The organism is Amycolatopsis melonis (assembly GCF_040064235.1).
In the GTDB taxonomy this organism is placed as follows: domain Bacteria; phylum Actinomycetota; class Actinomycetes; order Mycobacteriales; family Pseudonocardiaceae; genus Amycolatopsis; species Amycolatopsis melonis.
This window is the reverse complement of sequence record NZ_JBDZYD010000003.1, coordinates 430,629-447,379: the sequence shown is the minus strand read 5'-3', so window position 1 is coordinate 447,379 and position 16,751 is coordinate 430,629. Positions and strand designations below refer to the sequence as shown.

Here is a 16,751-nt window from a genome sequence, read left to right as displayed (position 1 = left end):
TCAGCGAAGGACCATGCAGCCTGCCTCCTCGAAGTCGCGCAGCCACGCCGGTTCGCGCAGCTGCTTGTTCCACCGCAGATCCAGCTTGTCCAGTTTGGACAGATTGGCCAGCGAATCAGGCAGGGTCGTGAGCGCGTTCTCCCGCAGGTCGAGCTGACGCAGCTCGCCCAGCAGCCCGATTGACGACGGCAGCGCGGTCAGCCGGTTGCCCCGCAGGTGCAGCTCCCGCAACGCGCCGAGCGTGCCGATCGACTCCGGCAACGCGGTCAGCTCGTTGCGGTAGAGCCGAAGTTCCCGCAGCGCCGTGAATCCCGAAAGATCCTCGGGCAGCGCCGTGAGCCGGTTGTCCGTGCATCCCAGGTACCGCAGCTTTCCCAGCCGACACCAGGCAGCCGGGAACTTCGTCAGCCGGTTGTCGCTGACGTACAGGTACTCGGTGAGCCCGGTCAGCTCACCCAGCTCGTCCGGCAGCGACTCGAACCGGTTGTGCGCCAGGTCGAGCGTGTGCACCGACGTCAGTGCCGAGATACCCGGTGGCAGCGCGGAAAGCCGGTTGTCCGCGAGGTTCAGCACCTCCAGCCCGGTGTGTTCCCACAGCGAAGCGGGCACCGTCGAAATCGAGTTCTTGTACAGGTCGAGCCGCGTGACGCCGGGTGGGATTTCGGGCACCGCAGTAAGTCCCCGGCCACTCAGGTCCAGTTCCGTCACGACGACCTCCTCGTCTTGGGCAGTAACGCCCACGTCGACGCATCGTCCGGAGTGGACACCTGGACGCGCAGGCCGGGTACCTCCGACACCGCCAGCTCGGTCAGCCGGAAGTGCATCCGCCCGGCCTGGGGATGCTCGAGACGGCGCAGCCGGGCCTGCGGTTCGGCCACCTCGTGCCGTGCCCACAGCCCGGCGAACTCCGGGCTGAGCGCCGACAGCCGGCGGATGTCCTCCTCCCAGGGCGGATCACCGACGTGCCTGCCGTATTCGGCCCGCATCCGCGCGACCATGTGGGGCACCTCCTCGTCGTAGTTCAGCAGGAACCGCCGCGCGTTCGGTTCGGTCACGCAGCACCACAGGAGGTTCTTGTGCAGGCACGGCATGCTGTGCCACTCCCAGAACAGCTCCTCCTGCGCCGCGTTCGACGCCAGGACGTCGTACCGGCCGTTGACCACCGTGGCGGGCAGGGGATCCAGTGCGCGCAGCACCTCGCGCACCGTCTCCGGCACCACTTCGGACGGCGAAGGCAGCCGCGACGGCGTCAGCTCCGCCAGCCGGTAGAGGTGCTCCCGCTCGATGTGGTCCATCCGCAGGGTGCGCGCCACCGCGTCGAGCACCTGCGCGCTCGCGTTGATCGGCCGCCCCTGTTCCAGCCACGTGTACCAGGTGACGCCGACCCCGGCGAGCAGCGCCACCTCTTCCCGCCGCAACCCGCTGGTGCGACGGCGGACGCCGGGGGCGAGCCCGACCTCCTCCGGGCCGATCCGTGCCCGGCACGCCTTGAGGAACCGGCCGAGTTCCTCCCGGCGGCTGGCGTGGACCTGCGTCTGGGTCATGCGGACATGGTGCCCGAGGGGTACGACAATTTCGGCGAACCTGGTACTCCCAGCACCAGCATCCGCAGGCTCTCTCCAGGTCACGGGGCAAAACCGCAGGGTCGGAGCATGACACTGACCACCTCTGCCCCGGCCACCCCGGACCGGGCCGCCCGGCCGGACCGGCGGCCGTGGTTCATGCTGGCCGTCCTGCTGCTCGGCCAGTTCATGGCGCTGCTCGACGTCACCGTCGTGAACGTCGCCATGACCGACATCCGCACCGACCTGCACGCCTCCGGCGCCGCGCTGCAGCTCGTCGTTTCCGGCTACACCGTGGGCTACGCGATGCTGCTGATCACCGGCGCCCGCCTCGGCGAGCTGTACGGACGGCGCAGGCTGTTCGTCACCGGCACGGTCGTCTTCACCGTCTGCTCCGCACTGTGCGGCCTGGCGCCGGACGCGACCCTGCTCATCGCCGCGCGGATCGCGCAGGGCGCGGGCGCCGCGCTGATGATGCCGCAGGTCATCAGCCTCATCCAGGCCCAGTTCACCGGCGCCGCGCGGGCCAGGGCGCTCAGCGCGTACACCGCGGTCATCTCGGTCGCGTTCGTGGCAGGCCAGGTGCTCGGCGGAGTCCTCGTCGGCGCGGACCTGTTCGGCGCCGGCTGGCGGCCGGTCTTCCTGGTCAACGTGCCGATCGGGGTGCTCGTGGCCGTCCTCGCCGTCAAGCTCGTGCCCGGCGGGGTGGCGAAGGCGGGCCGCCGGCTCGACCTCGCCGGCCTGGCGATCGCCGTGCCCGCCGTGGTGCTCGTCGTGCTGCCGCTGGTGCTCGGGCACGAAACCGGCTGGCCGGCCTGGACCTTCGGTTCGATGGCGATCGGCGTGCTGCTGGCCGTGGGATTCGTGGTCGTCGAACGGCGGGTGGCCGACCCGCTGGTCGACCTCGCCGTGCTCAGGATCCGGGGCGTCGCACCGGGATTGGCGACTCTCGCGGCGGGCGTCGCGTCCTACGGCGGGTTCCTCTTCTGCGTGTCGCTGCACCTGCAGTCGGGCCTCAGCCGGACGGCGATGGCCGCGGGCCTCGCGATGGCACCCGGCGGCATCGTGTTCGGCCTCTGCGGGTTCTTCTGGAACCGGCTGCCGCAGCGGGTCCACGCGTGGCTGACGCCGTGCGGTTACGTTGGATCCGCTGTCGCGTACGCCCTGCTGGGGCTGGGCAGTGACGGCGGGCCGCTGTTCTTCGCGGCGCTCGTGCTGTTCGGGCTGTCGATGGGGCCGGCGTTCGGTTCCCTGATGGCGCAGGCGCTGACGCACGTCCCGCTCGAGCGCGCGTCGGACGTCAGCGGCCTGCTCACCACGACGTTGCAGCTCGGCCAGGTGGCCGGCGTTGCCACGTTCGGCAGCCTGTTCCTGACGCTGGCCGCGACGTCGTCCGCGACCGCCCTCACCACGACGATGACCTGCGCCGCCGTGCTGCTGCTCGCCGGCGCAGGCCTGTCGCTCAGGCGGTAGTGCGGCTGCCGCCCTTGACCTTGGCGTAGATGGCCGAGGCCGCGATGACGCCGACGACCGCGGCGGCGATCTGGAAGATGTGCCGGATCCAGTCGATGCCCGAGGTGTGCCGGACGCCGAACACGCCCGCCAGCCAGTTGCCGACGAACGCGGCGACGATGCCGACCACGATGGTCAGCCAGATCGGGATCTTCTGGTCACCCGGCGCGAACAGCCTGCCCAGGACGCCCAGGACCAGGCCCACGATGATCGTCGAGATGATGCCCCAAAGTCCGCCGAGCACGGGTACCTCCTCGCAGAAGCGAAACAAGGGCCACCGTGACACCGATCCGGCGCCCGCGCCCGCCCGGACCCACGAAGGGGTGACACCGAAAAAGCCCGGCCCGGTTCGCGGGAAGCGAACCGGGCCGGGCGGGGGTCCGGGGTGTTACCTGGTCACGCCACGGCGGCCGTAGGCGCCCGCAGCGATGCTGACTCCGATCGCGGCCAGCACCACCTGCGTGAGGATTTCCAGCCAGTCGATGCCGTTGGTGTCGGCGTATCCGAGACCGCGTGCGATGGCCGTGCCGATGAACGCGGCGATGATACCGATCAAGATGGTCAGCCAGATCGGGATGTTCTGCTTGCCGGGGGCGACCAGACGGCCCAGCACACCGATGATCAGCCCGACGATGAGTGCGCTGATGATGCCGGCGACAGTCATCACATTCTCCTCTCCAGGATCCGCGGACCCGGCCATTCGGGTCCGTCGGACTCGGTGAGCGGAATTCCCGCCCGGCGCGGGGCTGAAACACGAAAGGGCCCTCCCCCGGCGGGAAGGGCCCTTTTCGTGACCTGTCAGAAGGCGGCTTCGTCGACCTCCATCAGGGCGTTGTCGGCAGCCTCGACGATGGCGCGGCGCGCGGTCAGCTCCGGCAGCACCTGCTTCGCGAAGAACGAGGCCACGGCCACCTTGCCCTCGTAGAACGGGACGTCCTTGGCGGACGCGCCCGCGTCGAGCTTGGCCAGTGCGACCTCGGCGTGCTTGAGCAGCTGCCAGCCGATGAGCAGGTCGCCGACCGACATCAGCAGCCGGACCGTGTGCTGGCCGACCTTGTTGATGCTCTGCGGGTCCTCCTGCGACGCGGTGAGGTAGCCGATCATCGAGCCGAGCATGCCCTGCGTGTCCTCGAGGGCCTGCTTGAGCAGCGCGCGCTCGTTCTTGAGCCGCCCGTTGCCCGCCTCGGACTCGATGAACTTCGTGATCTCGCCGGCGACGTACGCGAGCGAAGCGCCCTTGTCGCGGACGATCTTGCGGAAGAAGAAGTCCAGCGACTGGATCGCCGTGGTGCCTTCGTACAGCGAGTCGATCTTGGCGTCGCGGATGTACTGCTCGATCGGGTAGTCCTGCAGGAAGCCGGAACCACCGAGGGTCTGCAGCGACTGCACGAGCTGCTCGGTGGCACGCTCCGAGCCGACACCCTTGACGATCGGCAGCAGCAGGTCGTTCACGCCGTGCGCGAGCTTCTGGTCGCCTTCGCCGGTCCACAGCTGGTCCTGGAACGACGCGGTGTACAGGTACACCGCGCGGAGGCCCTCGGCGTAGGCCTTCTGGAGCATCAGCGACCGCCGGACGTCCGGGTGGTGCGTGATGGTGACGCGCGGCGCGGTCTTGTTGAGCATGTTCGGCAGGTCGGCGCCCTGGACGCGCTCCTTGGCGTACTCGAGCGCGTTGAGGTAACCGGTCGACAGCGTCGCGATGGCCTTGGTGCCGACCATCATCCGGGCGTACTCGATGACCTGGAACATCTGCGCGATGCCGTCGTGCACCTCGCCGAGCAGCCAGCCCTTGGCCGGGGTGCCGTGTTGGCCGAAGGTCAGCTCGCACGTCGTCGAGGCCTTGATGCCCATCTTGTGCTCGATGTTGGTGACGAAGGCGCCGTTGCGCTCGCCCAGCTCACCGGTCTCGCTGTCGAAGTGGAACTTCGGCACGAGGAACAGCGACAGGCCCTTGGTGCCCGGCTTGGTCTCGATGCCGGGGCCCTCGGGCCGGGCCAGCACCAGGTGCATGATGTTCTCGACCATGTCGTTCTCGGCCGAGGTGATGAACCGCTTCACGCCGTCGATGTGCCAGGAGCCGTCCTCCTGCTTGGTGGCCTTGGTGCGGCCCGCGCCGACGTCCGAACCGGCGTCCGGCTCGGTGAGCACCATGGTGGCGCCCCAGCCCTTGTCGATCATGATCCGGGCCCAGCGCTTCTGCTCTTCGGTGCCGTTCTTGTCGACGATCATCGCGAAGTTCGGGCCCGCCATGTACATGAACAGCGGGGCGTTGGCGCCGAGGATCAGCTCGGAGGCCGCCCACTGCACGGTCGGGGGCAGGCCGAAGCCGCCGAGGTCGTTGGTGAGGCCGAGGCGCCACCACTCGCCCTCCATGAGCTGGCGGTAGCTCTTCTTGAACGACTCGGGGATGGTGACGCTGAACGTCTTCGGGTCGTAGACCGGCGGGTTGCGGTCGGCGTCGGCGAAGGACTCGGCGAGCGGGCCGGTGGCCAGCTTGTTCAGCTCGGACAGCACCCCGCGCGCGGTCTCTTCGTCGGATTCGGCGAGCACGCCCTTGCCAAGGCGGTCCTGCACGCCGAGTACCTCGAAGAGGTTGAACTCCAGGTCTCGGACGTTGCTCTTGTAGTGGCCCATGTCGTCACTCCAATGTGTTCGGCTCCCCGGCCGGGCACATACTCGCCTTACTCGCCGGTAACTTCAGGATATTACCTGCGGGTAACCGAGGCAAGGAGAACCGCACTTCCGAGTATCGGATTTCCACCGGATTTTCCGGCCTGGAGCTGCGTGAGGTGCGTCAGCGGCCGCCAGGGATCGCCGTTGTGTCGGCCGTCACCGGAAGGGGCCCGTCGTCGGCCCGCGCGACGAGGATCCCGCCGCGGAACGCGATCGTCACCGCGTGCGTGCGGTCCCGCGCGGAGAGCTTGCGCAGGATGCTCTTGACGTGGGTCCGGACGGTCTCGACCGACAGGAACAGCAGTTTCGCGATCGCCGAGTTCTCCAGGCCTTCGGCGACCAGTTGCAGGACCTGGTATTCGCGCCTGGACAGCGGCATCGCGCCGCGCGGCGACGGTGGGCTGTCGTGGGCGAGGTCGTTCTTCGGCGCGGCCGCGCGCTTCGGCCGGGCGGTGAGCGCGGCCAGCGCCGGGTCGATGTACCGGCGTTCGGTGTGCGCCCGCTTGATCGCTTCGGCGAGCCGTCGTGAATCGATCGACCGCGGCACGATGGCGTGCGCGCCCGCCGCGATCGCGGCCGCGAGGTACTGCTGGGTGCGATTCGTGTCACGGATCAGCGTGACCAGGATCAGCGCCGGATCGCCGGCGTTGAGCAGCTTGGTCAGGTGGCAGTTCGGGTCCAGCGCCGAGTCCAGCACGACGACGTCCGGCTTGACCTGCTCGCACAGCTGCAGCGCGGCGTGGTGGCTCGCCGCCTGCCCGGCCCAGTGCAGCCCCTGGCTGCGGTGGACGAGCGCGGCGAGGCCGTCGCGGAAGATCGGGACCGGGTCGACGACCGCCACGCCGAGGCTGCGCCCGCCGGGTCCGATCGGCCCGGTCGGCCTGCGGGTGGGCTCGATGCCGTGCATCGCGGGCCTCCGTCTCTGCGCCGTCGCTCCTGGGTCCGGTCCCCCTGCTGGAACCGGCCAAAAGTGACTCCTCCTGTTGGTTACGAGTCGCGATTGCCCAGCTCATGACGGCAATTCCCCCTCATGGCCCAATCGGCCGGTCACAGCAAACTCTGGGTAGAAATCCCTTCGGGTGAGCTGCGGCGCCAGGACGGAACGGACCCTGATGGGGCCCCCGGTGCTACTGAGGGTGGCCCATGGTCATTCAACGATTTCGACGGTCCCGGGATGCGGCCCGCAGCCGCGCGAACTCCTCCCCGAGCCCGGCCGGCGTCCAGTGCGCGTTGAGCCCGCTGGGGTTCGGCAGGACCCACACGCGGGTGTCGCCGATCCGGTGATCCTGCGGGCCCACCTGGGCCTTGGGAAAGCCGAACGCGGTGCGGTAGGCAGTGATCCCGACGACGGCCAGCCACCGCGGCCGGTACTCGAGAACTTTGGCGACCAGCAGCCGTCCGCCTTCCCGCAGTTCGTCGGCGGTCAGCTCGTCGGCGCGGGCGGTCGTCCTGGCGACGACGTTCGTGATGCCGAGCCCGAGGTCGAGCAGCTTTTCCTGCTCGCTGGGAGCGAAGCGGCGAGGCGTGAACCCGCCGGCGTGCAGCGCCGGCCAGAAGCGGTTGCCGGGGCGGGCGAAGTGCTGCTTGAGCGCGCCGGAGTAGAGGCCGGGGTTGATGCCGGAGAAGAGAACGTCGAGGCCTGGGGCGATGACGTCCGGGATGGTCGTGTTGTGCGCGGCGGCCAGCTGGTCCGGGGTGGGGCGTGGGTTCACCGGTCCAGTTTCGGGCACGCTCGGGATATGGACGTGACGGCTGACGGCTCGCTTGTCTATTTGCTGCTGCCGAACGGCGGGCTGGAGATCGTGCACGCGGCTATCCCTCGGGGCGCGTCGATCCTCGAACTCGGCAGCGGCGCGGGCCGCGTCACGCACCCGCTGCTGGCGCTGGGGCACGAAGTGGTCGCCGTGGACGATTCGCCGTCGATGCTCGCGCACGTTCGTGCCGAGACCGTGTGTGCCCGGATCGGCGATCTCGACCTCGGGTGGACGTTCGACGGTCACCATCTCGCCCGGCTGTCCACAGGCCGTCGGCGATGTGGACAACTCGGTCCCCGGCTTGGTGATTCGCGGGGTTGGTCGGTGGCCGCCGATACGATGGACCTGGGGACGCCCCCCGGGAAGGGCGGGGGCTGTTTCGGGGCCGGTTCCCCGCCGCGGAGGCCGTGCACGCTGATCCGGCGAACGTCCTGACCGGCGGCCGTGCCTGGTCGGTGTCACCAGAAGTTCACCTGTCGCCGCTTGACCCTCGAAACCCTCCTGACCTCGGCTGATCTCCGCTTCGACGGCTGGCTCACCGAAGACCGGACCTGGTTCGCCGCCCGCTGCGGTCGCGAGGGGTGGCGAACCGGGCACGGACCTGCGTACCCTGTGTGATCTCCCGCACAGCGCCGTACCGAGGAGGATCCGTGCAGCTTCCGCTTGTCCTCGGCCTGGTCGCGCTGGTGCTGGCCGTCGCTGCCCTCGTCGTCGTGCTGGAGGACCGGCGGGCCGCCAAGCGGGCGGCCCTGCAGCGGAAGGCGCGGTTAGCGCGCCTGGGCGAGGTGGATCCGCTCGCGCCGAGCCGGCTGCACGTCGATCGTTGAACGGCTGCCGCGCAGCAGGGTCAGCAGCAGCGCGCCGAACACCCAGCCGACGATCGCGCCGAACGTGTTGTTCATCAGGTCGTCGACGTCGAAGATGCGGTAGACGAACGGTGCCGTGCCGAAGTTGGCCGTGACCTGCGTGATCTCGATGAGCAGTGAGGCCGCGAAGCCGATCAGTGCCGTCCCGGTCAGGCCTCGGCGCCACAGGATCCGCGCGAAAATCCCCAGCGGGACGAACAGCAGGACGTTCAGGCAGGCCTGCTGGAACGTCTGCGTCACGAACCACTCCGAGCCGTGCTTGAGCATCTCCGTGTGGATGTCGGTGATCCACTGGAACGGGTGCAGCTGGACCGTCTGGGCAAGCCTGCGGGTGCCCGGCCCGGGCAGCGGCAGGAGGACGACCGCCACGGTCATGCAGCCGTAGAACAGCACCGCCGCGGTGGTCAGGATGCCGCGCAGCCGCAGGCCGCCATGCCGGGCGAGCTGCGTGATCAGCTGCGGCACGAGCAGGACCGTCCACAGCGCGAGGAAGCCGATGAAGCCGTACTGCAGGGCGGTGACCTGTGCGTTCGTCATGCCACCGACGTTATGGATCTTGCCCCGGCTGCCGCTTCGGTCGAAGAGCCGCACGGCCCGCACGCCCCTCGGCCACTTGGCCGATCCGGCGGCGGGCCGATCGGTCAGGGGTGGACGTCTTCGTCGCGCTCCTCGCCGCGCTCGGCGTGCCACGCGCTGAACACCGTGCCGCCGATCAGCAGCACGACGACCGCCAGCACGATGAGGACGACCTCGATGCCCATCTTTCCCCCACATGTCGGAACGTCGGCCACATCGGCGCCGCGCCGCCGGGTGTTACCGAAGTCATCGCCGTGCCCCGCAGAGATAACCGGATGCGCCTTGCGCCGACCGGGGAATGCGCACGACGCTCGGCACGTCGAAGTCTTCGCAGGACAACGAAAGGAACGCACATGGCACCGGTCCGGGTCGGCATCGTCGGGCTCAGCGCGAACGGCGGCTGGGCCGCCACCGCGCACGTGCCCGCGCTGGCCGCGGTGGAGGGGTACGAGATCCGCGCGCTGAGCGGCAGCACCGCCGAGTCGGCGCGGGTCGCGGGGGAGAAGTACGGCGTGCCGCTGACCTTCGGCGACGCCGGGGAGCTGGCGCGGCACCCGGAGGTCGACCTGGTCGTCGTCGCCGTGAAGGTGCCCGAGCACCGGGCGCTGATCGAACCCGCGCTCGCCGCGGGCAAGCAGGTGCTGAGCGAGTGGCCGCTCGGCGTCAGCCTCGCCGAAACCGAAGCGCTGGCCGAAGCGGCGAAGGGCGTCCGGACCGCGGTCGGCCTGCAGGGGCGGTCCGCGCCGGCGTTGCGCTACCTGCGTGACCTCATCAAGGACGGTTACGTCGGGCGCGTGCTGTCGACGTCGCTGATCGCCTCCGGCGCCAACTGGGGACCGTCGGTGCGGGCCGGGCGCGGCTACCAGCTGCACCCCGAGGGCGGCGCGACCATGCTGACCATCCCGTTCGCGCACACTGTCGACGCGCTCGACATGGTGCTCGGCGGGTTCACCGAGCTGTCGGCGACGATGGCGACCGTCCGGCCGCGCGTGCGGGACGAGGTCACCGGCGAGTCCGTCCCGATGACCGCGCCGGACCAGATCGCCGTCACCGGCGTGCTGGCCGGCGGCGCAGTCGCGTCGCTGCACCTGCGCGGCGGGACGTCACCCGCCACCGACTTCCACTGGGAGATCAACGGCACCGAGGGCACGCTGGTCGTCAACGCGGCGGATCCGCTGTTCTGGATCGCGAAGCTGACGTTGCGCGGCAGCCGCACGGGTTCGCTGGAGAAGCTCACCGTGCCCGCGCGGTACGAGCTGCCGCAGCTGGCCGGGCGCAGCGCCGAGCCGTCGTACAACGTCGCGCACGCCTACGCCCGCCATCTCAAGGGCGACCTGCCGGACTTCGCGCACGCCGTGCGGGTGCACCGCGTGCTCGACGCCGTCCAGCGGTCGGCCGGGGCCGGGACGCGGATTCATCCGGACGCAGAGTAACTGTTACCGCTGGTTGTAGCTTTTCCGCTACCTGCGCCTTACGCTCGGATCATGGACGACGTTGTCTATGACCGGGCGGGCGCAGGCGAGCCGCTGGTGCTCATCCACGGCATCGGCCACCGCCGTCAGGCGTGGGCGCCGGTGCTGCCGCTGCTCACGCCGCATCGGGACGTCATCGCCGTCGACCTGCCCGGCTTCGGCGAGTCACCCGAGCCGTCCGGCGGCTACGGCATCGAGCCCGCGCTGGTGATGTTCAAGGACTTCTTCACCGACCTCGGGATCGACCGGCCGCACGTCGCGGGCAACTCGCTCGGCGGGCTGCTGGCGCTGGCGCTCGGGCAGGCCGGGCTCGTCCGCAGCGTCACCGCGTTGTCGCCCGCCGGGCTGTGGAACCGCAGCCAGAAGCTCTACGCGATCGCCACGCTGAAGGCCCATCGCGCGCTCGCGCAGCGCACGCCGCCGCACGTCGTGCGCCGCCTCGCCGCGACCGCGGCCGGGCGGAAGGCGCTGACCGGGATGATCGTCGGCCGTCCCGAGCGGCTGACCGCCGCCGACGTCGTCGAGGACGCCCGCGCGCTGGCCACCGCGCCGGGCTTCGAACCCACCGCCGCGCAGTCGCGGGGCAGCTTCCGCTTCACCGGGCCGGTCACCGGCGTCCCGGTGACCGTCGCGTGGGCCGAACGCGACCGCATCCTCGCCCGGCCGCGGCTCGCCGACTTGCGGAAGGTCGCGCCGGACGGGGTCTTCCGCGTGCTGCCCGGCTGCGGGCACGTGCCGATGAACGACGACCCGGCGCTCGTGGCGCGGGTGCTGCTGGAAGGCAGCCGTCAGGTGACATTCGGTTCACGTCCGTCTTCCGACCCTGGTCGCTGACGGATTCACGAGGCAGAATCCTCCGCCGTGCGCCCGTTCGGGGACCTTGGGCGCGAATCGGAGGAAGAACACTCATGAGGCTTTCCACCCGGCTTGCGGTGCTCGCCGCGGCCGCGCTGGCGACGACGGCGGTGACCACCGCACCCGCGTCCGCCGGCCAGCGCCCGGACCCCACCACCGACGTCCGGATCATCGGGTTCAACGACCTGCACGGCAACCTCGAGCCGCCGTCCGGCTCCAGCGGGCGCGTCATCCAGTCCGACGGGACCACTGTGGACGCCGGCGGCGCCGCCTACCTGGCCACGCACGTGAAGCAGCTGCGTGCGCAGGTGCGCAACTCGTTCGTCGTGTCCGCCGGGGACAACATCGGCGCGTCGCCGCTGGCTTCGGCGCTGTTCCACGACGAGCCGACCATCGACTTCCTGAACATGCTGGGCGTGAGCGCGTCCGTCGTCGGCAACCACGAGTTCGACGAGGGTTACAAGGAACTGCAGCGCATGCAGTTCGGCGGCTGCCACCCGACCGACGGCTGCCAGTTCCAGCCGACCTTCGACGGGGCGAAGTTCCCGTTCCTCGGGGCCAATGTGTCCTTCACCAACGGCCTGCCCGCGCTGTTGCCGTTCTCCGTCAAGTTCGAAGGCGGCGTCCCGATCGGCGTCATCGGCGCCACGCTGAAGGACCTGCCGTCGGTCGTCACGCCGGAGGCCATCAAGGGCCTGAAGTTCGGCGACGAGGTCGAGGCGATCGACCGTACGTCGAAGCTGCTCGACTACTTCGGCGTCAAGGCCCAGATCGTGCTCATGCACCAGGGTGACGGCACCGAGGTCGAGGGCCCGAACGACTGCAGGCTGCGCCCCGGCCCGGCCGCCGCGATCGCGTCCGCGGTGACGCCGAACGTCGACGCGTTCTTCACCGGGCACAGCCACCAGCAGTACAACTGCGTCATCAACGACCCGGCAGGCCAGCCGCGGCCGGTCATCCAGGGCTCGTCCTTCGGCCGCCTGCTGTCGGTGATGGACCTGAAGATCAGCCTGAAGACGCGAGACGTCGTGCGGTCGCAGACCAAGGCGTTCAACGAGATCGTCACCCGCACGGTCACGCCGGACCCGGCCGTGGCCGCGCTGGTCGCCGAGGCCAAGACGAAGTCGGCGCCGATCGCGAACAAGCAGGTCGGCAGCATCACCGCGGACCTGCCGGCGGCGGGCAACGCGGCGGGCGAGTCCCCGCTCGGCGACGTCATCGCCGACGCGCAGCTCGCGGGCACGCAGTCGAACAACGCGGTCATCGCGATCACCAACCCGGGCGGCATCCGCGCCGACCTGACGTACAAGTCGTCGCCGAACGGCGAGGGCGACGGCGTGGTCACCTACGGTGAGGCGTTCACCGTCCAGCCGTTCTCGAACATCATGCAGACGATCACGCTGACCGGCGCGAACCTGAAGAACGTGCTGGAGCAGCAGTGGCAGGGCTCGGTGACGCGCATCCTGCAGATCTCGAGTTCGCTGCACTACAGCTACTCGGCGTCCGCGCCGCAGGGCTCGCGCATTTCGAACATCACGGTGAACGGCACGCCGGTCGACCCGGCGGCGTCGTACCGAGTGTCGGTGAACAACTTCCTCGCCGCCGGCGGGGACGGCTTCTCCGAGTTCACCAAGGGCACGAACCTCTCGGGCGGCCCGGTGGACCTCGACGCGCTGGTCGCCTACCTCGGTGCCCACCCGAACCTGGCCCCGCCCGCGGCGGACCGGATCACCCGGCTGCCGTAGGTCCTCGCCAAGTCCGTGAAGGCCTCCTTGCCCGGGAGGCCTTCACGGACTTAGTTCCGCTTCAGCCGCAGGAAGTCGTGGACGTGCAGCAGGCCGAGGATCTGCCGGATCGGCACCGGCATGGCCTGGCGCGACTCGTCGTGCACGACCTCGGCGCCGTGCACGCGGATCTCCTTGCCGCGCACGACCAGGGTGCAGCTCCCGGCGGCGAGGACGTTCTTCACCCAGTCCGCGTCCGGCCCGTACGTCAGCGCGACGACGAAGCCGTCCGGTGTGCGGAAGACGTTGACCGGCGTGCGGAACTCGCGGCCGGACTTCCGTCCCTTGTGGACGACCATGGCGAAGCCCGGCGCCCACCCGGCGATGTGCCTCAGGACCTGGTTGGTCGCGACGCGGTTGAAGCGGGCAACCCGCTTGGGGAGCACCATGCGTTCATGATGAACCCGCGGCCGCGGAATCGCCGATCGGGTGACCCCGGCTCCCGGAGCGGCGGGCCCCGATGGTGGGATAGGGCGCATGTCGACCGAATGGCCGCTGCGCCAGGACCCGGAAGCGCCGGTGATCATCGCACTGGCCCTGGTGAACGACCCGGACGCGCTGGGTTTCGTCGTGCTCGACGACGAGGACGACTGGTTCATCAGCGACGGGACCGAGCTGTCCGACGACGTGCTGGTCAACCGCGAGAGCTTCGGGAAGCTGTCGCTGCGGGAAGCCGTCGAGCTGCTGCCCCAGCTGGGCGCGCTGAAGGACATGCCGACGGGCATGGCCGCCGACTGGGACCCCGAGCGCCGCACCTGGCTGCTGTCGTCGGTGGCCGGTTCCGACGACGAGGACGAGGACGTCCGGCTGCTCGCCCAGCGCCGCGCGGCCTGGAAGTACGAAGGCTCACCGGACGACGAAGCCCAGATCAGCAGCGGCCTCACCGAGATCCCGACCGGCCCGCAGCAGCCGGTACGCGCGGTCCGGCAGGTCGTCCGCGAGCAGGACGGCACCTGGCTGTTCGTCGGCTTCGAGGTCCCCGAGGCGGAGGACTTCGAGGTCGAGGGCCTGGAACTGGAGCACGTCGCGAACCTGTACCCGGACGTCCGCAGCGTCCTCAAGGCGGCACCAGGCCAGGTCTACGACCGCGCGACCCCGGCCTCCGACTGGGAACTCGTCGAGGGCTGAGAAATTTCGGCGCGGTTGTCCCGCAGACGTCCGCGCCGTTCGTCCTTACCGTGAAAGCCGGCGATCGGCGCCGGTCAGGACCTGTGAGGAGCTTCTCATGCCCCAGTACGCCGCGATGATCTACGCGTCCGACGTCGACCCGACGCTGCCCGAAGCGGCGGACCTGATCAAGGAGTACAACGAGTTCCACGACGGCGCCCAGGCGGTGATCCGCGGCGGCGCGGCGCTGTACCCGACGGCGACCGCGACGACGGTCCGCGTCACCGGCGGCAAGGGCGGCGACGTCGTCACCACCGACGGCCCGTACGCGGAGACGAAGGAAGCCCTCACCGGCTTCTACCTGCTCGAATGCGCCGACCTCGACGAAGCGGTCAAGGTGGCCTCGGGCATCCCGGGCGCCTGGGACGGCGCGGTCGAGGTCCGGCCGATCGTCGACTTCGGCCAGTGACCGGCGCCGGCGACGCGGTCGCGCGGCTGGTCCGGGACGAGGGCACCCGGGTACTGGCCACGCTGGTCCGCGTCACCGGCAGCGTCGACCTGGCCGAAGACGCGGTCCAGGACGCCGTCGTGCGCGCACTGGAGACGTGGCCGCGCGACGGCGTCCCGGCCAACCCCCGCGGCTGGCTCCTGGTGGCGGCCCGCCGCCGGGCGGTGGACGTGGTCCGCCGCGAAGCCAAGCGGCTGGGCAAGGAGGCGGACGCGATGCCCCCGATCGACCCGAGCCCCGACCCGGTCGCGGTCCGCGACGACCTCCTCCGGCTGGTCTTCACGTGCTGCCACCCGGCGTTGTCCCTGGAAGCCCAGGTCGCCTTGGCGCTTCGGACACTGGGCGGTTTGTCGACCGCGGAGGTCGCGCGCGGCCTGCTGGTCCCCGAAGCGACGATGGCGAAGCGCCTGACGCGGGCGAAGCAGAAGATCACGCAGGCCCGGATTCCGTACCGGGTGCCTTCCGCGGAAGAGCTGCCCGGACGGCTGGCCGGAGTGGCATCGACGGTGTACCTGATCTTCAACGAGGGGTACACGGGCCGCGTCGCACTTTTGGCGGAGAGCGTCCGCCTGGCGCGTCTGCTGGCGACGCTGATGCCGGACGAGCCGACGGCGCTGGGCTTGCTGGCGCTGGTGTTGCTGCAGGACGCGCGACGTCCCGCGCGTTTCGACGCCGCCGGGTTGCCGGTGCTGCTGTCCGAGCAGGACCGTTCGCTGTGGGACGTGTCGCTGGTCAAGGAGGGAGTCGAGCTGGTCGGCCGAGCCCTGCGCCGCACGCCGTCACAGCCGAACCCGTACGTGGTCCAGGCAGCCATCGCGGCCTGCCACAACCTGGCACCGTCGTACCCGCAGACGAACTGGGACGCGGTGATCTCCTGGTACGACGTGCTGCTGACGGTCCAGGACACCCCGGTGGTGCGGTTGAACCGCGCGGCAGCAGTGGCAGAACGCAACGGCGCGGCGGCGGGTTTGGCCTTGGTGGACGGCTTGCCAGGGCTGGCGGACTACCCGTGGTGGCACGCTTCACGGGCGGAGTTGCTGCACCGTCTGGGTTCGGCGTCGGCTTTGGCGGCGTTGGAGCGCGCGGTGGAGACGGGACTGCCGGAGGCGCACGTGGAGCACCTGCGACGCCGGTTGGGCCTTCCGTAAACGCCGGTGTTCACGAACTATTCGGCGCTCGGGGAATCGCGGACATAGGGCAGCGGAATTCCGTGTTCGCGCAATACGGATTCGTAGTGGCCGACCAGATCGGCGAGGGCCTCCGCGAGCGCGGCCGCGTCATCCGCCAGTTCCGCGCCGACGGGACGGCCCGGCGTGAGGCCGTCCGCCAGCTTCCGGGCATCGGCGTAGAGGCCGGCCAGGCTGTCGCCCTGCAGCAGGAGACCGGGAAAACGCCGCCAGGGAAGCTTCAGGACCGCGGCGTTGACCGCCGGGTCGAGCACGTCGATCTCGATGCGGTCCATCCGCCGAGTGTGCCCGCAGCCGCTTCGGGACGTCCAGCGACTTTGCCGCCGGGAAAGCAAAATCCCCGGGCTTCTGGCCCGGGGATTTCGGCGGAGAGCGGATGACGGGAATCGAACCGCGTATTCAGCTTGGGAACCAGGGTGATCATGCTCGAAAGTGCCTCTGACCTGCGGACGAAGCTACCTCGTGGCACCCGCTGTTGACCTTGATTGACCGGCCTGAATGGCACGCTAATGGCATGGCCAGCGTCCCACTCAGACCTCCCCCGCCACCCCGATACAAAGCCAGCACGCGGCCGGTGGTGCCGGGTTAAGGCACGCTTTCCCGCCTTGACGCGGTGCTACCGGTCGTTGTCACGATCCGGCTTCGGGGTGCCGGCCGCTAGTGATCAGGGAGCTTGTAGGTGAGCGTGTCGATGGCGCCAATTAGAGTGGATACCTGGTCGGAGGCGACCGAGTGGTCATCCATGTGCTTGAGCTGGTGGAAGACGGCTAGGAGCGCTTCGGCGGTGGCCAGACTGATCGGGTTGGCGCTGTTCCTACCCTGCTCGATGGCCTGACGTGCTGCGGCGGCGTGAGCGTCTGCTGTAGCGCGGTCGGAGGGTGGCATGGCTTCGACC

The 16,751-nt window shown here is 69.9% G+C and carries 20 protein-coding genes; 9 read left to right on the top strand and 11 right to left on the bottom strand.

The features are described from left to right. Both ABJI51_RS10080 and ABJI51_RS10075 read right to left on the bottom strand, forming a co-directional pair. Positions 1–708 (bottom strand): leucine-rich repeat domain-containing protein, encoded by a 708-nt coding sequence (locus ABJI51_RS10080; protein WP_348949461.1) that lies wholly within the window; start codon positions 706–708, stop codon positions 1–3. After that, positions 705–1,544, bottom strand: coding sequence for a helix-turn-helix transcriptional regulator (locus tag ABJI51_RS10075; protein ID WP_348949459.1), 840 nt, complete (start codon positions 1,542–1,544; stop codon positions 705–707). Before ABJI51_RS10075 ends, ABJI51_RS10080 begins: the two co-directional genes overlap by 4 nt. Before the next feature lie 108 nt (positions 1,545–1,652). On the opposite strand from ABJI51_RS10075, the gene ABJI51_RS10070 reads away from it, so the two are divergent. Further along, positions 1,653–3,035, top strand: a complete 1,383-nt coding sequence (locus tag ABJI51_RS10070; protein WP_348949457.1) for an MFS transporter — start codon at positions 1,653–1,655, stop codon at positions 3,033–3,035. Here ABJI51_RS10070 and ABJI51_RS10065 read toward each other — a convergent pair. From ABJI51_RS10065 to mug, 5 genes are all read right to left on the bottom strand, one after another. After that, positions 3,025–3,318 (bottom strand): GlsB/YeaQ/YmgE family stress response membrane protein, encoded by a 294-nt coding sequence (locus ABJI51_RS10065; RefSeq protein WP_348949455.1) that lies wholly within the window; start codon positions 3,316–3,318, stop codon positions 3,025–3,027. The genes ABJI51_RS10070 and ABJI51_RS10065 overlap by 11 nt on opposite strands. 144 nt (positions 3,319–3,462) lie before the next feature. Beyond that, entirely contained in the window at positions 3,463–3,738 is a 276-nt protein-coding gene (locus tag ABJI51_RS10060; protein WP_348949454.1) for a GlsB/YeaQ/YmgE family stress response membrane protein, read from the bottom strand. A gap of 134 nt (positions 3,739–3,872) precedes the next feature. After that, positions 3,873–5,708 (bottom strand): acyl-CoA dehydrogenase, encoded by a 1,836-nt coding sequence (locus ABJI51_RS10055; protein ID WP_348949452.1) that lies wholly within the window; start codon positions 5,706–5,708, stop codon positions 3,873–3,875. A gap of 160 nt (positions 5,709–5,868) precedes the next feature. After that, positions 5,869–6,654, bottom strand: coding sequence for a response regulator transcription factor (locus ABJI51_RS10050; protein ID WP_348949450.1), 786 nt, complete (start codon positions 6,652–6,654; stop codon positions 5,869–5,871). A gap of 244 nt (positions 6,655–6,898) precedes the next feature. Next, positions 6,899–7,459: a G/U mismatch-specific DNA glycosylase gene (gene mug, locus ABJI51_RS10045; protein WP_348949448.1), complete on the bottom strand. Its 561-nt coding sequence runs from the start codon at positions 7,457–7,459 to the stop codon at positions 6,899–6,901. A gap of 33 nt (positions 7,460–7,492) precedes the next feature. Between mug and ABJI51_RS10040 the strand changes: the two genes are divergently transcribed. After that, on the top strand, positions 7,493–7,936 hold the full coding sequence (locus ABJI51_RS10040) for a class I SAM-dependent methyltransferase (protein WP_348949447.1): 444 nt from the start codon (positions 7,493–7,495) through the stop codon (positions 7,934–7,936). A 215-nt stretch (positions 7,937–8,151) separates the two neighbouring features. Then, positions 8,152–8,328 (top strand): hypothetical protein, encoded by a 177-nt coding sequence (locus tag ABJI51_RS10035; RefSeq protein WP_348949445.1) that lies wholly within the window; start codon positions 8,152–8,154, stop codon positions 8,326–8,328. Here the strand turns inward: ABJI51_RS10035 and ABJI51_RS10030 are convergent. Next, entirely contained in the window at positions 8,269–8,904 is a 636-nt protein-coding gene (locus ABJI51_RS10030) for a VanZ family protein (protein WP_348949443.1), read from the bottom strand. The genes ABJI51_RS10035 and ABJI51_RS10030 overlap by 60 nt on opposite strands. 392 nt (positions 8,905–9,296) lie before the next feature. Here ABJI51_RS10030 and ABJI51_RS10025 point away from each other — a divergent pair, with 392 nt between their 5' ends. From ABJI51_RS10025 to ABJI51_RS10015, 3 genes are all read left to right on the top strand, one after another. Further along, positions 9,297–10,376 carry a Gfo/Idh/MocA family protein gene (locus ABJI51_RS10025; protein ID WP_348949441.1) on the top strand — a complete coding sequence of 360 codons (1,080 nt, stop codon included), beginning with the start codon at positions 9,297–9,299 and terminating at the stop codon, positions 10,374–10,376. 51 nt (positions 10,377–10,427) lie between these two features. Then, positions 10,428–11,249: an alpha/beta fold hydrolase gene (locus ABJI51_RS10020; RefSeq protein WP_348949439.1), complete on the top strand. Its 822-nt coding sequence runs from the start codon at positions 10,428–10,430 to the stop codon at positions 11,247–11,249. A 74-nt stretch (positions 11,250–11,323) separates the two neighbouring features. Next, complete coding sequence (locus ABJI51_RS10015; RefSeq protein ID WP_348949438.1) at positions 11,324–13,015, top strand: bifunctional metallophosphatase/5'-nucleotidase; 1,692 nt, start codon at positions 11,324–11,326, stop codon at positions 13,013–13,015. 50 nt (positions 13,016–13,065) lie between these two features. Here the strand turns inward: ABJI51_RS10015 and ABJI51_RS10010 are convergent, their stop codons facing one another. After that, a complete protein-coding gene (locus ABJI51_RS10010; RefSeq protein WP_348949436.1) occupies positions 13,066–13,443 on the bottom strand; it encodes a nitroreductase family deazaflavin-dependent oxidoreductase in 378 nt (125 codons plus the stop codon). An 88-nt stretch (positions 13,444–13,531) separates the two neighbouring features. Between ABJI51_RS10010 and ABJI51_RS10005 the strand changes: the two genes are divergently transcribed. The 3 genes from ABJI51_RS10005 (at position 13,532) to ABJI51_RS09995 (ending at position 15,817) form a co-directional block, all read left to right on the top strand. Beyond that, positions 13,532–14,182: a hypothetical protein gene (locus ABJI51_RS10005; protein ID WP_348949434.1), complete on the top strand. Its 651-nt coding sequence runs from the start codon at positions 13,532–13,534 to the stop codon at positions 14,180–14,182. Positions 14,183–14,279: 97 nt separating this feature from the next. Next, on the top strand, positions 14,280–14,630 hold the full coding sequence (locus ABJI51_RS10000) for a YciI family protein (protein ID WP_348949432.1): 351 nt from the start codon (positions 14,280–14,282) through the stop codon (positions 14,628–14,630). Continuing rightward, complete coding sequence (locus ABJI51_RS09995) at positions 14,627–15,817, top strand: RNA polymerase sigma factor (protein WP_348949431.1); 1,191 nt, start codon at positions 14,627–14,629, stop codon at positions 15,815–15,817. The genes ABJI51_RS10000 and ABJI51_RS09995 overlap by 4 nt, the downstream gene beginning before the upstream one ends. A gap of 17 nt (positions 15,818–15,834) precedes the next feature. Here the strand turns inward: ABJI51_RS09995 and ABJI51_RS09990 are convergent, their stop codons facing one another. Then, complete coding sequence (locus ABJI51_RS09990; RefSeq protein WP_348949429.1) at positions 15,835–16,131, bottom strand: DUF6959 family protein; 297 nt, start codon at positions 16,129–16,131, stop codon at positions 15,835–15,837. A gap of 382 nt (positions 16,132–16,513) precedes the next feature. After that, positions 16,514–16,741, bottom strand: a complete 228-nt coding sequence (locus ABJI51_RS09985; RefSeq protein ID WP_348949427.1) for a hypothetical protein — start codon at positions 16,739–16,741, stop codon at positions 16,514–16,516. Positions 16,742–16,751: the final 10 nt, after the last annotated feature.

Coding starts and splice junctions, on each gene's coding strand:
- ABJI51_RS09990 (WP_348949429.1), bottom strand. CDS start 16,131: ATGGACCGCATCGAGATCGACGTGCTCGACCCGGCGGTCAACGCCGCG.
- ABJI51_RS09985 (WP_348949427.1), bottom strand. CDS start 16,741: ATGCCACCCTCCGACCGCGCTACAGCAGACGCTCACGCCGCCGCAGCA.
- ABJI51_RS10075 (WP_348949459.1), bottom strand. CDS start 1,544: ATGACCCAGACGCAGGTCCACGCCAGCCGCCGGGAGGAACTCGGCCGG.
- ABJI51_RS10055 (WP_348949452.1), bottom strand. CDS start 5,708: ATGGGCCACTACAAGAGCAACGTCCGAGACCTGGAGTTCAACCTCTTC.
- ABJI51_RS10015 (WP_348949438.1), top strand. CDS start 11,324: ATGAGGCTTTCCACCCGGCTTGCGGTGCTCGCCGCGGCCGCGCTGGCG.
- ABJI51_RS10000 (WP_348949432.1), top strand. CDS start 14,280: ATGCCCCAGTACGCCGCGATGATCTACGCGTCCGACGTCGACCCGACG.
- ABJI51_RS10070 (WP_348949457.1), top strand. CDS start 1,653: ATGACACTGACCACCTCTGCCCCGGCCACCCCGGACCGGGCCGCCCGG.
- ABJI51_RS10010 (WP_348949436.1), bottom strand. CDS start 13,443: ATGGTGCTCCCCAAGCGGGTTGCCCGCTTCAACCGCGTCGCGACCAAC.
- ABJI51_RS10005 (WP_348949434.1), top strand. CDS start 13,532: ATGTCGACCGAATGGCCGCTGCGCCAGGACCCGGAAGCGCCGGTGATC.
- ABJI51_RS10020 (WP_348949439.1), top strand. CDS start 10,428: ATGGACGACGTTGTCTATGACCGGGCGGGCGCAGGCGAGCCGCTGGTG.
- ABJI51_RS10060 (WP_348949454.1), bottom strand. CDS start 3,738: ATGACTGTCGCCGGCATCATCAGCGCACTCATCGTCGGGCTGATCATC.
- ABJI51_RS10025 (WP_348949441.1), top strand. CDS start 9,297: ATGGCACCGGTCCGGGTCGGCATCGTCGGGCTCAGCGCGAACGGCGGC.
- ABJI51_RS10030 (WP_348949443.1), bottom strand. CDS start 8,904: ATGACGAACGCACAGGTCACCGCCCTGCAGTACGGCTTCATCGGCTTC.
- ABJI51_RS10050 (WP_348949450.1), bottom strand. CDS start 6,654: ATGCACGGCATCGAGCCCACCCGCAGGCCGACCGGGCCGATCGGACCC.